Origin of the sequence: Micromonospora yangpuensis, from assembly GCF_900091615.1 — a bacterium.
Lineage (GTDB): Bacteria > Actinomycetota > Actinomycetes > Mycobacteriales > Micromonosporaceae > Micromonospora > Micromonospora yangpuensis.
Genome location: NZ_FMIA01000002.1, coordinates 6471488 through 6486132, shown reverse-complemented (window position 1 = coordinate 6486132; position 14645 = coordinate 6471488). Strand labels below are relative to the sequence as shown.

General features: G+C 73.1%; 13 protein-coding genes. 1 reads left to right on the top strand and 12 read right to left on the bottom strand.

Annotated elements, in window-relative coordinates:
* Positions 1-78: 78 nt before the first annotated feature.
* The 11 genes from GA0070617_RS32100 to GA0070617_RS29365 form a co-directional block, all read right to left on the bottom strand.
* Positions 79-2013, bottom strand: a complete 1935-nt coding sequence (locus GA0070617_RS32100) for a DUF4153 domain-containing protein (protein ID WP_268239660.1) — start codon at positions 2011-2013, stop codon at positions 79-81.
* A complete protein-coding gene (locus GA0070617_RS29410) occupies positions 2010-3062 on the bottom strand; it encodes a HAMP domain-containing sensor histidine kinase (RefSeq protein WP_091445652.1) in 1053 nt (350 codons plus the stop codon). Before GA0070617_RS29410 ends, GA0070617_RS32100 begins: the two co-directional genes overlap by 4 nt.
* Positions 3059-3736, bottom strand: coding sequence for a response regulator transcription factor (locus GA0070617_RS29405; protein ID WP_091445649.1), 678 nt, complete (start codon positions 3734-3736; stop codon positions 3059-3061). Before GA0070617_RS29405 ends, GA0070617_RS29410 begins: the two co-directional genes overlap by 4 nt.
* 266 nt (positions 3737-4002) lie before the next feature.
* On the bottom strand, positions 4003-5706 hold the full coding sequence (locus GA0070617_RS31935; protein WP_268239659.1) for a helix-turn-helix transcriptional regulator: 1704 nt from the start codon (positions 5704-5706) through the stop codon (positions 4003-4005).
* A gap of 183 nt (positions 5707-5889) precedes the next feature.
* Positions 5890-6234, bottom strand: a complete 345-nt coding sequence (locus GA0070617_RS29395) for a DUF742 domain-containing protein (protein WP_091445647.1) — start codon at positions 6232-6234, stop codon at positions 5890-5892.
* A complete protein-coding gene (locus tag GA0070617_RS29390; RefSeq protein ID WP_091445645.1) occupies positions 6231-6725 on the bottom strand; it encodes a roadblock/LC7 domain-containing protein in 495 nt (164 codons plus the stop codon). Before GA0070617_RS29390 ends, GA0070617_RS29395 begins: the two co-directional genes overlap by 4 nt.
* Positions 6722-7879, bottom strand: coding sequence for a sensor histidine kinase (locus tag GA0070617_RS29385; RefSeq protein ID WP_091445642.1), 1158 nt, complete (start codon positions 7877-7879; stop codon positions 6722-6724). Before GA0070617_RS29385 ends, GA0070617_RS29390 begins: the two co-directional genes overlap by 4 nt.
* A gap of 85 nt (positions 7880-7964) precedes the next feature.
* On the bottom strand, positions 7965-8720 hold the full coding sequence (locus tag GA0070617_RS29380) for a LytR/AlgR family response regulator transcription factor (RefSeq protein ID WP_091445639.1): 756 nt from the start codon (positions 8718-8720) through the stop codon (positions 7965-7967).
* The gene (locus GA0070617_RS29375) at positions 8717-9940 is read right to left on the bottom strand and encodes a sensor histidine kinase (protein ID WP_091445637.1); all 1224 of its coding nucleotides are present in this window, start codon (positions 9938-9940) and stop codon (positions 8717-8719) included. Before GA0070617_RS29375 ends, GA0070617_RS29380 begins: the two co-directional genes overlap by 4 nt.
* Before the next feature lie 19 nt (positions 9941-9959).
* On the bottom strand, positions 9960-11471 hold the full coding sequence (locus tag GA0070617_RS29370) for a sugar transferase (protein WP_229688289.1): 1512 nt from the start codon (positions 11469-11471) through the stop codon (positions 9960-9962).
* Positions 11472-11782: 311 nt separating this feature from the next.
* Entirely contained in the window at positions 11783-12643 is an 861-nt protein-coding gene (locus tag GA0070617_RS29365; RefSeq protein ID WP_091445633.1) for an Fpg/Nei family DNA glycosylase, read from the bottom strand.
* 25 nt (positions 12644-12668) lie between these two features.
* Between GA0070617_RS29365 and GA0070617_RS29360 the strand changes: the two genes are divergently transcribed.
* Positions 12669-13874, top strand: coding sequence for a glycosyltransferase family 4 protein (locus tag GA0070617_RS29360; protein WP_091445631.1), 1206 nt, complete (start codon positions 12669-12671; stop codon positions 13872-13874).
* A gap of 58 nt (positions 13875-13932) precedes the next feature.
* Here GA0070617_RS29360 and GA0070617_RS30280 read toward each other — a convergent pair whose 3' ends face one another.
* The gene (locus GA0070617_RS30280; protein ID WP_139135814.1) at positions 13933-14523 is read right to left on the bottom strand and encodes a hypothetical protein; all 591 of its coding nucleotides are present in this window, start codon (positions 14521-14523) and stop codon (positions 13933-13935) included.
* Positions 14524-14645 lie beyond the last annotated feature (122 nt).

Below are 14645 nucleotides of genomic sequence, written 5' to 3'. Positions count from 1 at the left end.
GACCCCGCCGGCCGTCGGGTGTGCAGGCGATCGGTGGGGCCGCCGGTCGTCGGGTTTCGGACGACCGGCGGCCGGCCGTCACCGGGACCAGTCGGGCGGGCAGGCCAGGTCGTCCGCCCGGACCGGGCGGTCGGTCAACCGGTCGCGGGCCCGCGACCGTCCCAGGTTCGCCGCCCACAGGCCGTCGGCGGGTACCGCGTCGGCGACGGACCGCAGCGCGCACGAGCGTTGCGGCTCCGGCAACCGGTCCAGGGCGACGACGGCGTCGGCAGAGAGCCGGGACAGGTAGTCGAGATCGATCGAGCCGGTCCGCAGGTACCGGTCCACGTTGCGGTCCGCGATCGACCGGTCCGGGTCCACCGCCGCCAGACCGAGCAGGGCGACGACGGCGGTACCGACGACGAGCGAGGGCAGCCAGCCGGCGCGCATCCGCAGCACCGCCACCGCCACGAAGACGAAGATCAACCCGAGGGCCAGCTCGACGGTCGCCACGAACAGCCGCAGCCGGGTCGCCCCGTACGCGTCGGTGTAGACCTGCATCCGGTACAGCGCGGAGGCGACGACGACCAGACTCAGCCCGGTGAGCGTGCCGAGCAGGACCCGGAACAGGATCCGGTCGGCGCGGGTGGCGCGCGGTGCCCACCGACCGGCGCCGGCCAGCACCAGCAGGGTGAGGGCGGAGACGGCGAGTAGTTGCCAGAACCCGCCCCGGGCGTACTCGGCGTAGCTCAGCCCGGCGGTGGTCAACACGTGTCCGGCGCCGCCGAAGAGCACGGTCAGCTGGACCAGGACGAAGGCGGCGAAGAGCACATCCAGCAACCCCAGCGGTACCGCCCATTCCAGCCGGCGTACCGGCCGGGCCGCGCCGACGTGCAGGCCGGTCAGGTCGGGCGGCGCCGCCAGCAGGTACGCCGCACCGAGCAGCGCCGCCCCCACCAACAGGAACCGGAAGACCCAACCGATGACCCCCGGTACGGAGACCTCCGGCAGCAGGTTTCCGAGCAGGTCGGCGAAGACCGCGTCGGCGGAGGAGAAGAGCAGCCCGAAGACGAGCAGCAGCACCGCCGTGACGCCCGCACTGACCAGTACCCGCCCCACCCCACCCGGACCGGTGCCGCCGTGCGGTCGGTGCCGGCTCCGGCTCGCCCAGGGCAGGGCCCGGAACACGGCGGCCGGCGGGAGCCACGCGCCCACCAGCATGCCCAGCGGACTCCGCCCACCGGTCACCGCCAACGTGCCGGTGACCACGGCGGCGAGCAGACAGAGCACGAAGAGCCAACCGGCGGCCCGGACCGGCCCCACCGCGACGAGCGCCAGCGTGGCGCCGGCCCAACCGAACCGACCGATCCGCCCCGGCACCCCCGTGCCGTCGGGACGAACGGCCGGCCCGGCGGGCCCGGCGCTAGTTGCGGAACCGGCCGGCCCGGTGGGGGCAGCGCTAGCTGCGGGACCAGCCGGTCCGGCGGGGGCACCAGCGGACCCGGCGGGTCCGGTGTCACCAGCGGACCCGGCCGGCCCGGTGGGGGCACCAGCCGACCCGGCCGGTGCGGGTGGACCAGCGGAACCCACCGGCCCGACGCCACCCGGGGAGTCGGCCGGAGCCGCCGGCTCGGCCGGGTGGGCGGTGGCGGCGACGGTCGTCAGGGCCGCCGCCGCTGCCAGGGCGGCGACCAGCCAGCCCAGGCCGGGCCGGTCGAGGGGTACCACGGAGGCGCAGACGGCGGTCGCGGCGAGGACCGCCCCGAGAGCGACCGGACGGGCCGGTCGCCTCGGACCGGGCCAGCGCCGCTGTACCAGCGACGGCCGGGGCGCCGCTGGAAACGACGGCCGGGACGCCGGCGATGCGAGCGGCGGCCGGGACATCGCTGGTGGGAGCGGCTGCCGGGGCAGCGCCGGCTGCGGTGTCGGCGAGGGCAGCGGCGGCTGCGGCGTCGGCGAGGGCAGCGCCGGCTGCGGCGTCGAGGAGGGCAGCGGCGGTCGAGGCGTCGGGTCGGCGTCAGGCGGGTTGGTCATCGGGCCTCCTGTCCCATCGGGAGGGTCACCTGGATGCGGCAGCCGCCGCCTGGTGGGAGTGGATCGAGGACGGCGATGGTGCCGCCGTGCAGATGCACCACCCAGCGGGCGATGGCCAGGCCGAGGCCGGTACCGCCGTCGCCGGAGCGGTCGCCTCGGGTGAACCGTTCGAAGACCCGGGACCGTTCGGCCTCGGGGATGCCGGCACCCTCGTCGCTGACCTCGAAGTGCAGCAGGCCGTCCCGCTCCTCGGCGGTCACCCGGACCGTCGCCCCCGGTGGGCTGTGCCGGGCGGCGTTGTCCAGCAGGTTGGCGAAGACCTGGTGCAGCCGCCACGGGTCGGCGTACCCGGTCAACGGGGTGGCCAGGGGGCCGAGTTGGAAGCGGACGTCGCGGCCGACGCCGGCCGCGTTGGCAGCCGCGTGTTCCACCGCCTCGTCGAGGAAGTCGGCCAGGTCGATCCGGACCCGGCGCAGCGGCACCACGCCGGCGTCCAACCGGGACAGGTCCAGCAGGTCGACGACGAGGTGCCCGAGCCGCTCGGTCTGGGTGAGTGCGACGCGCAGGGTCGCCGGGTCGGGCTCGGCCACCCCGTCGACGAGGTTCTCCAGCACCCCCTGCAGGGAGGTGATCGGCGTGCGCAACTCGTGCGACACGTTGGCGATCAGCTCCCGGCGACGCTGGTCGGCGACGGCCAGGTCGGCTGCCATCTTGTTGAACGCCTGGGCCAGCTCGCCCACCTCGTCCCGGGAGGTGGCGCGGACCCGACGGCTGTAGTCGCCCCGGGCCATCGCGCCGGCCGCCGCCGTCATCTCGCGTAGCGGTGAGGTCATCCCGTGCGCCAGCACCTGGGAGGTCAGCAGCGCCAACCCGATGGCCGTCGCCGAGGTCATCGGGGGCAGCCAGCCGATGGCGTACCAGAAGTACGACAGCCCGGCGGTACCCGAGGTGACCAGCAGGACACCCAGCTTGACCTTGATGGAACGGACCGGATCCAACGGACGGGGCAGCACCCGGTTCAGCCAGATCACCGCGGCGTGGTCGGTCACGACGGAACCTCCAGGGCGTACCCGACGCCGTGTACGGTCCGGATCAGGTCCGCGCCGAGCTTGCGGCGCAGGGCCTTGACGTGGCTGTCCACGGTCCGGGTACCGGCACCGTCGGCCCAGCCCCAGACCTCGGCGAGCAGCCGCTCCCGGGGCAGCACCGTGCGGGGCCGGCCGGCAAGATGGACCAGCAGGTCGAACTCGATCGGGGTGAGGTGCACCTCCGCCCCGGCCCGGCGTACCCGCCGCTCGGCAAAGTTGATTTCGATGTCGCCGAGTTGGCGGGCCGGGGTCGGCACGGCGGTCAGCCGCTCGACCCGACGCAGCAGCACGTGCACCCGGGCGGCCAGCTCCCGCATCGAGAACGGCTTGGTCAGGTAGTCGTCGGCTCCCACCGCGAGCCCGACCAACAGGTCCGTCTCGTCACCCCGGGCGGTGAGCATCAGCACCGGCACCGGCCGGTCCACCTGGATCCGCCGGCACACCTCCAGGCCGTCGAACCCCGGCAACATCACATCGAGTACGACCAGGTCAGGCTGGCCCTCGTGGAACCGGTCAACCGCGCTCGGCCCGTCGGCGGCGACATCCACCGCGAAACCCTCGGCCCGCAACCGGGCGGCCACCGAATCGGCGATCGTCGGCTCGTCCTCGACCACCAGCACCCGGCGTTCCCTCATGCCCTCGAACTGTAGGCAGCAGCCGTGGAGATCGGTGGCGCAGGTTGTGAACAACCTGTGGAGAACGGGGCGTCGGGGCACCACGGCCAGCGGTGGTACTGGTCATCGGAGACTGATGATCGACTCGGTTGAGCTGATATGGCGGTATCAACAGGCCGCGGACCCCGCCATATCAGCCCAACCGAGTCGATCAACCGCCGCACGTTGTGCACAGGCTGTGGATAACTCGTCGAAGCTGTGGATAACTCGGTGGACAACGCCCGGTCTCAGCGCTGGGTGCCGACGAATCGGCAGGCCAGGTCGACTCCGTCGAGGGAGATCAGGCGGCTGCGCGGCTCGGCGATGCCGGCCAGGCCGTACTCGCCGAGGGCGGCGCAGCGGGCGCGCAGCCAGCGCCAGTCGAGAGCCAGGTACTCGGCGAGGTTGCGGAGCCGGTCGCCGGGCTTGTCGGCGGCGATCACCGAGTGGGCCCGTACGTCGCCGAGCGCGTTCCGGTAGTCGGTGAGGGTGGGACGGTGGTCGGTGACGTCGACGTGCCACACGCCGTCGGCGCGCAGCCAGTTCGCCACGATGGCGCGTCGGCCACCGAGTACGACACCGGGCAGGGTGCCGTACTCGGGTTCGTCGGTGATCGCGGTCTGGGTGCCGAGGGACTCGATCAACGCCACCGCGAGCAGCAGCAGGATCCGCTCGGACACCGACGAGGCACGTACCGCCGCCGGTGGGACACAGAACATCCGGGTCATCCGCTGTCCGGCGGTGGCGAACCGGTCGGCGGTGGTTCGCAGGTACCGCAGCTTGTGCCCGAAGAACAGCCAGGTGCTGGCCTCTTCGCCGCGCTGCTCCCGGCTCCAGAAGACCGGCAGTTCGGTGAGGCTGGCGCAGTGCCGGCGGATGTGGTCGGCGCAGAACGCCGAGCCCAGCCAGAGCCGGGACACGGTGTCCAGTTCGGCGGCGAGTTCACCGCTGACCGCCGATCTGGTCAGCCGGGCGTACTGGGCGGCGGCGATCCGGGAGGTGTCCAGCCGGGCGTCGTCCAGCAGCAGCGACTGGTCGAGGTTGGCGACCGCCCAGAGCACCGCGCCGGTGATCGCGTCCAACTCGTAGACCCGGGGGATGAGCAGGCGGCTGTCCTCGCCGACCCCCACCAGCCGGCGACACGCCTGGCGGGAGTCCAGGGCGAAGATGCCGGAGTGGGCGGGTGCGTCGACGTGGCCGACGACCAGCCGGCGTTGCAGGGACCTGCGCCAGCGTCGATGAGCGCCGGGGCGGGGGATGGTGGCGAGGTTGCGGCCCTCCTCGACGGCCGGATACACCTCGACGTCCAGCGAGGTCCGGGGAAGGTACTGCCCGCGAGGGGCCGGCACGGTCAACGTCTCGCCCTCCCCGGTGGACCGTTGCGCCACCTCGGCCAGCAGCGAGGTGACCGCCATCACCAGTCCCGCCCCCGCCTCGGCCGCCGGACCAGCGGGCAGACCGGAAACCGCGCCGCCCAAGCCAGGAGGCGCGCCGAGAACCGGGCCGCCCGAACCAGCGCCCGAACCAGCGGGCGTGCCGACGGCCGGGCCAGCGACGGTCGGGCCGGCGGCGGCCGGGCCAGCGCCCGAGGTAGCGGAGCCGGCGGGCCCGCCGAGAGCCAGGTCGGGTGAGCCGGCGGTCAGCCGGCCGAGTTCACCCCACCTGGCCCGTCGGGCGGCTTCGTCGCGCTCCGCCCGGCGTTGCAGCTCCAGCCGTTGGTACCGGTCGTAACCGGTGATCAGCTCGCCACCGGCGTTCAGCAGCGTCTCGCAGCGTAACCAGAAGATCCGGTCGGCCATCTGTCGGCCGTTCTCCACGTTGGCCACCGTGCTGCGGGTGCTGTGCACCTGCCGCGCGACGTCCTCCTGGATCAGCCCGTGTTCCCGGCGCCGGTGGGCGAGGCGGCGGCCGAGCGCCCGCCGTACCTCCTGGATCTGCTCTGGATCGATCATTCGGTGGCCCTTCACACCGCGCGGAGGTGTCGGACCCGTCCGTCCAACGTGGGCGACACACGGCGAGCCGACCCTAACCGATCGCAGCGATCACGCCGGTCCCGCCCACCTCCGCGGTCCCCCGCCGCCGGCCCCGGCCCCGGCGACCAGGCCCGAAGATGTCGGCACGCCCGGCGGCGGCGTTCAGGCGATCCGGCGGATGCCGTCGCGGACCCGTTCCAGCAGGCCGGGATCGTACGGGCTCTGGTAGGTGTCGGCGTGCACGGTCAACAGTCCGGCGGTGACCAGGTCGTCGACGAGTACCCGGGTCACGCCCAGCGGCAGCCCGGCGGCGGCGGAGAGTTCGGCGACCGAGACGGCGGCATCCCCGGTGTGCGCGTGCAGGGCGTGTGCCTCGGGTGCCAGCGGGCGGAGCGGCAGCGGCGGGGCGTGCGTCGTCGCGGAGACCAGGGCGTGCAGCAGCAACGGCTGCCGGGTCCGGGTCCGGCCACCGGTGAGCGTGTACGGCCGCGCCTTCGGGTGGGTCACCGTCGCAGCCTCCGGGGCTCCGGCCCGAGTACGCCGAGCAGCCCGCCGGGCTCGGGGGCGAGCACCCCCAACTCGGAGCGCAGTTGCGGGGTCAACGCCGGCCCGACCCCGTCGATGAGACGGAGCATCTCGTTGGCGATCACCCCCAGGTCAGCCGCCGGGGAGGCGGCGATCATCAGGCAGGCGGCGTCGCCGGCCCGCATGCAGACCAGGTGCCCGCCGGGGTAGCGGACGGTGAGGGCCTCCGGACGGCCGACGCCGAGGACGTTGCCGCCGTCCTGGGCCAGGCTCAACAGGCCGGAGGTGGAGGCGGCGAGCCGTTCCCCGAGGTTGCGGGCGGTGCCCTGGGAGGCGGCCAGCAGCAGCCCGTCGGAGGTGATCAGGAGCGCGTGGGTGACCCCGGGAACCCGGTCGGCGAACTGGTCGACCAACCAGGTCACGTCATCGGCGCTGCGGGGTACGTCGACTGGCGGTGCACCGAAATCGTTCATCGATCTTCCTCGACCTTCAGGGCGGCGTGGGCGGCGATGGCGTTGGTGAAGTCGGCCATTTCCTGTGGCCAGCGTTGCCGGTCCGTCGGATCGGTCTCGACCGGCGGTCCGGTGGGTCCGGGATCGTCACGAACCCGCGCCGGCGGCCGTCGGGGCAGGCCGGCCGCGGTCACCGCGAGCGGACCGGTGGCCACCGCGAGCGGGCCCGGCGCGGTGGGCCGCACGGGCAGCCCGGACTCCGACGCGGACCGGCCGGGCGGCACGGACCGGTCGGATGGCACGGGTCGGTCGGGTGGCACGGACCGGTCGGGCGGGGTGGTGCGGGTCGAGGTCAGGTGGCGCGGGGTTGCCGGGTCCGCAGGCGCGGGCAGGTCGCAGAGCAGCGCCGTCGGGATCAGGACGGTCGCGGTGGTGCCGGCGGAGCCGGCCGTCAGGTGGACGTCGATGCCGTGGGCGAGCGCGAGCTCACGTACCACGAGCAGGCCGAGCCGCACGGCAGCCCGGTCGGGCCGGGCCGGGGCCGCAGCGCCGGCCCGGTCGGGCCGGGTCGGGGGGGTCCGCCCGGCGAGCATCGCGTTCACCTCGTCGACCGCCAGGGCCCGGTCACCGGGGCCGGAGTCGGTGATCCGGACCATGACCTGGTCGGCGTCGGTGCGGTGGGCCGAGACCAGCACCGGGTACGGCTCCGGGGAGTGCCGGACCGCGTTGTCGAGCAGTTCGGTGAGGATGCGGATCACGTCGTCCGCGCCCTGCTCGGTGACGGCCAGGTCGAGCAGTGGACCGATCTCCACCCGGCGGTAGTCCGCGACCGCCGAGGTGGCTGCCCGGACGGTGTCGGCCAGGCTGGTCACCTGTGGCTCGGCGTCGGGCACCGGTTGGCCGGCGAGGACCATCAGGTTCTCCGCCTGGCGGCGTAGCCGGGCCAGGCCGTGGTCGACCGCGTACAGCAGGGCCAGCTGCTCGGGGTCGTCGGCGCGGGCCTGGGCCTGCTCCAGCGCCGGCAGCAGTTGCTGGGCCGTGTCGAGCAGCCGCCCGGAGACCGCTGCGCAGATCGAGGGCCACGGATCGGCCTCGGGTGCGCTGACCGGCCCGGGGACGTACGCGGCGGGGTCCAGCCGCCGTGTCAGCCGCCGCCGCCAGCCGTGCTCACCCATTGTCCCAGCCAAACGGCAGGCGTCGATGTCGAACAGGTTCGACACGGTTTTTCGACACGACCGTACGTCACCTCCCGCGTTACGGTCAGCGACCCCAGTCCTGCTTGGCGGCGCGGACCAGCCGGTCCTTCAGCTCCCGGGTGTGTCGCCGGCTCACCGGCAGCTCGGTGTCGTCGATCACCACGACGTACCCGGAGTTCACCAACCGTAGCTCGGTGATCAACCTTAACTGCACCAGGTAGGAGCGGTGAATCCGGACGAAACCGGCATCGGCCCAGCGCTCGGCAAGCGTGGCCAGGGAGACCCGGACCAGGTGCGAACCGTCGGCGGTGTGCAGCCGGGCGTAGTCGCCCTGCGCCTCCACCCAGCGCACCGCCGAGCGGGGCAGCATCCGGGTGCTGCCGGCCAGCTCGACCGGGATCGTCGGATCCTCCTCGGCGCGGGCCAGGGCCGCCGGGTGGCTGGGCACCACCCGGGAGCCGATCACCCGGCGCAGCGCCTCGGTGAGCCGTTCGGCACGGACCGGCTTGCGGACGTAGTCGGTGGCACCCACGTCGAAGGCGTCGGCCGCGCCGTCGTCGTACGCGGTGACGAAGACGATCGCCGGTGGTCGGGCGAACCGCCGCAGCACCCGGGCCAGCTCCATGCCGTCCAGGCCGGGCATCCGGATGTCCAGGAAGACCACGTCCACGTCGTCGTCGCGCAGCACCCGTAGCGCCTCGGTGGCGTCGGCGGCGGTGTGCAGCCGGGCCACCCGGGGGTCGGCCCGCAGGTGGTACGCCAACTCGTCAAGCGCCGGCGGCTCGTCGTCGACCGCCAGCACCCGCAGGAAGCCGCTCACGCGGTGGCCCGTACGCCGGGGTGGAACTTCGGCACCCGCAGGCTCACCTTCGTACCCGAGCCGACGCCGGTCTCGACGACCAGGCCGAACCGGTCGCCGAAGGCCGACCGGAGCCGCTCGTCGACGTTGGAGAGGCCGACGTGCTGTCCGGCGTCCTCGCCGGGGTCGCTGCCGGCCCCGGTCAGGTCGGCGATCCCGGCGGTCAGGGTCGTCGGGTCCATGCCCACTCCGTCGTCCTCCACCGTTATATGGCATTCCGCGCCCGCGTCCCGGGCCTCGATGCTCACCATGCCGGTGCCCGGCTTACGGGACAACCCGTGCCGGACCGCGTTCTCCACCAGCGGCTGCAGGCAGAGGAACGGCAGGGTCACCGGCAGCACCTCCGGGGCGATCTGCAACCGCACCTGCAACCGGTCGCCGAAGCGGGCCCGCTCGATGGTGAGGTACCTGTCGATCGAGCGCAACTCCTCGGCGAGCGTGGTGAAGTCTCCGTGCGCCCGGAACGAGTAGCGGGTGAACTCGGCGAACTCCAGGATCAGCTCCCGGGCCCGCTCCGGGTCGGTCCGGACGAACGAGCCGATCGCGGTGAGCGCGTTGTAGATGAAGTGCGGGCTGATCTGCGCCCGCAACGCCCGTACCTCGGCGCGGGCCAGCCGCTCCCGGGACGACTCCAGCTCGGCCAGGGCGAGCTGGTTGCCGGCCCAGTACGCGGTCTCCAGGGTGGCCTGCACCAGACCCGGCGCGGGTGGGCCGTCGGCCACCGCGACCAGCGCGCCCACCACCCGGCCGGCGGCCCGCAGCGGGGCCAGCACCGCCCCGCGTACCGGGCAGTCCACCCGGTCGCAGGGCAGCTCCGCCTCGCCGAGCACCGTGGAGCGGTCCGCCGCCACGGTGCGCAGCGCCGCCGCCAGCAACTGCGGCGCGTGGTGGCCGCCCCGCCCGTCCAGGGCGAGCAGCTCGGCCCGGTCGGTGAGCGCCAGCCCGGTCGCGCCCACCAGGGCCCGCAGATGGCGTACGGCCTTCGCCGCGCCCGCCTCGGTCAGGCCGCCCCGCAGCGGCTCGGCGGCCAGCCCGGCGGTGTGCAGCACCTCGTAGGTGGCCCGCTGGGTGGCGGTGACGATGCCCCGCCGGGCCCGCAACCGGACCAGCACCCACAGCGCGGTGCCCACCGCACCGACCAGCACGATCACCCCGAGCGTGACGGAGACATCGGCGGTCACCTGCGGATCCCCGCCCGGGTCAGTACGCGCCCTTGCGGGCCAGCACCACGCCGACCGTGCGCCACAGGATGCTCAGGTCGTACGCCAGGGACCAGTTGTCGACGTAGTAGAGGTCCAGCCGGACCGCCTCGTCCCAGGACAGGTCGGAGCGGCCGGAGACCTGCCACAGCCCGGTCATGCCCGGCCGGACCAGCAGCCGGCGCCGGACGTCGCCCAGGAAGTCGCCGTCGTCGGCGGGCAGCGGACGCGGCCCCACCAGCGACATCTCCCCCCAGAGCACGTTGATCAGCTGGGGCAGCTCGTCCATCGAGGAGGCGCGCAGGATCCGGCCGACCGGGAAGACCCGGGGGTCCTCCTTCATCTTGAACAACATGCCGTCGTTCTCGTTCTGGTCGACCAGGCTGGCCAGGCGGTCCTCGGCGTCGACGTACATGGTGCGGAACTTCCAGACCCGGAAGGTCCGCCCCTCGTGACCGACCCGGGGCTGCCGGAAGAAGACCGGCCCCCGGTCGGAGATCTTGATGGCGAGGGCGATGGCGAGGAAGACCGGCACCAGCATCAGCAGGCCCAGCCCGGCGGCGACCTTGTCCATCACGTTCTTGGCCAGCAGCGCCGGCCCGGACAGGGTCGGCTCCTCCACGTAGAGCAGCGGCAGACCCTCGATCGGCCGGATGTGCACCCGGGGGCCGGCGATGTCGGTGAGCTGCGGCGCGACCACCAGGTCGACCCCGGAGCCCTCCAACTGCCAGGCCAGCCGGCGCAGCTCGCCCGGCTCGGCGCTGGCCGAGCCGCAGACCGCGATGGTGTCCCCGCCGACCTCGCGGACCAGGGCCAGCACGTCCCGGCCGGAGTGCACCGGCACCGGCGTCTCCACGCCCCGGGCGGCGGCGTACCCGTCGGTGATGTGGATCGCCACCGGCACCAGCCCGGCGGCCGGCACCCGGGTCACCGCGGTGTAGACCTCCAGGCACTCCGGCAGGGTGCCGACCAGCACCATCCGGTGCCCGGCCTGGCCCACGTTGCGCCGGACCACGTGCAGCACGAAACGGCAGAGCATCCGGTTGAGCAGGATCAGCAGGAGCGCGCCGAGCAGGGCGGTGCCGACGGTGTACCGGGACAGGTCGGTCTTGGTGGCGAAGGCCAGGAAGCTGACCGTCGCGGCGACCGCCACCGAGGCCCGGATCACCCGCTTGTACTCGTCCGGGCCGAGCCCGAGGTACCGCCGGTCGTAGGCCCGGTTACCCCAGAGGATCACCATCCAGCCCAGCGGCAGCAGCAGGAACGCCACGGTGTGGAACCAGGTCGGATCGACGTCGGCGTCGTGGAAACCGGCCCGCGACTGGTCGAACGCCTCGATCGCGATCAGGCTGGCCACCGCCGCCGCCCCGAAGTCCAGCAGGAGCAACAGCGCGATGTAGGGGCGGTGCCACCGGGACACCCGCCGCCTGGCCTTGGCCCACACCGACCGGGGTACGCCGTTGTGCGACGGCGATGTGGGCGGCTGGATCTCGAAGCTGTCGACGTGCCGCACGAGTTTGCTCCGGCCTTCGTTGGTTACCGGGCGCTGGAGGCTTGTCGTCACCTCACCCTTGTCCTCCCGCATGACCGGTGCCGCTCACTTGCCGTGAGGGCCCGCGTCGCCCACCGTTCCAGTCTCCCACCCGGGCCCCACCGGACACCCACGTCAAGTCGGGTGCGTCGGATGGAGTTCGGGGGGATCTGGCCGGCTCCGCCTCAATCAGAAGCCGGGGACCGGGCCACTATACCGGCGGTCGGCGGGGGCGGTGCAGAGGCAAGCGGGAGGTTCGGCCCACGAAGGGAGATTACGGCCGCGGTCGTCACTCACCGTACGAGCTTCGACAGCCGGCGGTCAGCGAGCGGCCTGCCGCCGGTCTGGCAGCCGGGGCAGTACTGGAGGCTGGAGTCACTGAACGACACCTCCCGCACGGTATCGCCACATACCGGACACGGCAGCCCGGTCCGGGCGTGTACCCGCAGCCCGGAGCGCTTCTCCGCCTTCAACTCGGCGGCCCGCTGCCCCAGCGACCGCTGCACCGCGTCGAGCAGCACCTGCCGGGTCGCCCCGTACAGGGCCGCCACCTGGTCGTCGGTGAGCCGGTCGGTGAGCGCGAACGGCGACAGCCGGGCGGCGTGCAGGATCTCGTCGGAGTACGCGTTGCCGATGCCGGCGAGCACCTGCTGGTCGGTGAGCACCCCCTTGATCTGCCCCCGCCGGCTGCGGATCCGTTCGGCGAAGGCGACCTGGTCGACGGCGAGCGCGTCCGGGCCGAGCCGGGCCACCCCGGGCACCGCCGCAGGATCGGTGACCAGGTACGCGGCGAGGTTCTTCTGGGTGCCCGCCTCGGTCAGGTCGAAGCCGGAGCCGTCGTCGAGGCGTACCCGCAGGGCGATCGGGCCCTTGCCGGGGCGCAACGGGGCGGCGGCGGAGAAGCCCTCCCGGTAGTGCAGCCAGCCCGCCCGGGCCAGGTGCACCACCAGGTGCAGGTCGCCGTCGAGGCGTACGTCGAGGAACTTGCCGTGCCGCCCGGCGTCCACCACCGTCCGGCCGGCTGCCGCGCCGGGTGCCGGATCGTACGTCTTCAGGGCGCTGATCGCGGCGACCTCCAGCCGGTCGACCCGCCGCCCGACCGCCCGCTGCCGCAGATAACCCGCGAGCGCCTCAACCTCCGGTAGTTCCGGCACAGGGCTAACGGTAGCGTGTGTCGGCGTGAGAATCGTGGTGGCGCACAACCGGTACCGGGAAGCTCAGCCGTCCGGGGAGAACACCATCGTCGACGTGGAGATCGCCCAGCTCAGGGCGGCCGGGGTCGAGGTGCTGCCGTTCGTGCGCAGCTCCGACGAGATCCCCTCGATGTCGAAGGGCGCCAAGGCGCTGCTGCCGATCTCACCGATCTTCGCCCCGAAGGCCCAGGCCGACCTGTCCCGGCTGCTCACCGAGCACCGCCCGGACGTGCTGCACCTGCACAACCCGTACCCGCTGCTCTCGCCCTGGGTGGTGCGGACCGCGCACAAACACGGCGTGCCGGTGGTGCAGACGGTGCACAACTACCGGCAGGTCTGCTCCTCCGGGCTGTACTTCCGGGACGGGAAGATCTGCCAGGACTGCCGGGGCAGGGTGCTCGGCGTGCCGGCGATCAAGCACCGCTGCTACCGGGGTTCGACCGTGCAGAGCGCACTGATGGCCACCACCCTGGCCGTGCACCGGGGCACCTGGCACTCGGTGGACCGGTTCATCGCGCTCACCTCGGCCGTCGCCGACCACCTGCGCGACTACGGCGTGCCGGCCGACCGGATCGTGGTCAAGCCGAACGCCATTCCCGACCCGGGCACCCCGGCCCCGCTCGGTGACGGGTTCCTCTTCCTCGGCCGGCTCTCCCCGGAGAAGGGCCTCGACCTGCTGCTGGAGGCCTGGCGTCGGCACCCGGACGGGTCGCTCGGCCCGCTGCGCATCGCCGGTGACGGTGAGCTGCGTCCGCTGGTCGAGGCGGCCGCCGCCGAACGCGCCGACGTCACCTTCCTCGGCCCGCTGGACCGCACCGGGGTCCGTGCCGCCCTGGACGCCAGCGCGGTCGTGCTGGCCACCTCCACCTGGCACGACGTCCTGCCCACGGTGATCATCGAGGCGTTGGCAAGTGGCCGCCCGGTGCTCGGCACCAACCTCGGCGGCATCCCGTTCCTGGTCGGCGCGGACACCCCCGGCACGCCCGCCGGCGCCGCGCTGGTGCCGGGTGAGGCGGGTTGGGTGGTGCCCCCGGAGCCGGCCGCCCTGGCCGCCGCCCTGCCGGTCGCCGCCGCCGGGGCCGCCGCGCTGTCGGCCCCGGCCCGGTCGCGCTACGAGCGCACCTTCCACCCCGACGTGGTCACCAAACGCCTGATCGACGTGTACGCCTCACTCGCCGCCGCCCGCGCCTGACCGAGCCGCCTCCGGCGGTGGCCGGAGGCGCGGCCGTCGGTCGTGCCAGGAGCTGCGCTCACCGAGGTGACTGGCTCCGCCGCTGCTCGCTCGGCGCGGGATCCCCCTGGCTGGCCGGATTGCGGGCGGAGCCGGAGGCGCTGGGAGCGCTGCGGGACGACGTCATCCAGCCGTAGGTCCTCATTCCTGCCGCAGCCGCCGCCACCTGATTCCTGGTCGAAATTGTCACGGAGTCATCCGACGGAAGGCGAAAGGATCTGGCGGAGTCTATTCTCCGCTGTTCGTCAGGGGTATATGTGACGCCCTTTCCGTCGAGCCAGCTGCGGAGGCTGGTTTCGCTAATGTCGTGCCGACGTGCGTACTCCGCCACCGTTACTGTCCGGCCGCGCAGAACTTCGTCCGAAAATCTCAGGGCGTGCCGCTTGCGGACTTCAGGTGAGAAACGCTCACGGGCTTCTTTGGCCCGGTCAATTCTTTGCTGCTCTCCGTCGGTGAAGATCACGCCTTTCTGGCCGTTGACGTAATTTCGCAGATTTGTCATGGGCAAACCATTGTCCCTCGCGTACGCCGTATACCCCCTGCCGTCGCCGGTTTGATTTTCGTCCGCCCAGGCCAGGGCATGCCGTTTGCGTTCATCGACTGGAAGCACTCCTGCCTCCTCCTCGCTGTCGAGATCTGCCGGACACTCGACCTCGGCCGGCCGAGACCGGCCCCGTTCGTGACCTCGGTCGCTGCCATGCAGCGTTCGGACCGCCCCGGGTCCGCCGGGGC

Excerpts from the sequence above, each read along its gene's own strand:
- GA0070617_RS29385 (WP_091445642.1), bottom strand. The coding sequence starts at position 7,879 with ATGGGTGAGCACGGCTGGCGGCGGCGGCTGACACGGCGGCTGGACCCC.
- GA0070617_RS29405 (WP_091445649.1), bottom strand. The coding sequence starts at position 3,736 with ATGAGGGAACGCCGGGTGCTGGTGGTCGAGGACGAGCCGACGATCGCC.
- GA0070617_RS31935 (WP_268239659.1), bottom strand. The coding sequence starts at position 5,706 with ATGATCGATCCAGAGCAGATCCAGGAGGTACGGCGGGCGCTCGGCCGC.
- GA0070617_RS32100 (WP_268239660.1), bottom strand. The coding sequence starts at position 2,013 with ATGACCAACCCGCCTGACGCCGACCCGACGCCTCGACCGCCGCTGCCC.
- GA0070617_RS29390 (WP_091445645.1), bottom strand. The coding sequence starts at position 6,725 with ATGAACGATTTCGGTGCACCGCCAGTCGACGTACCCCGCAGCGCCGAT.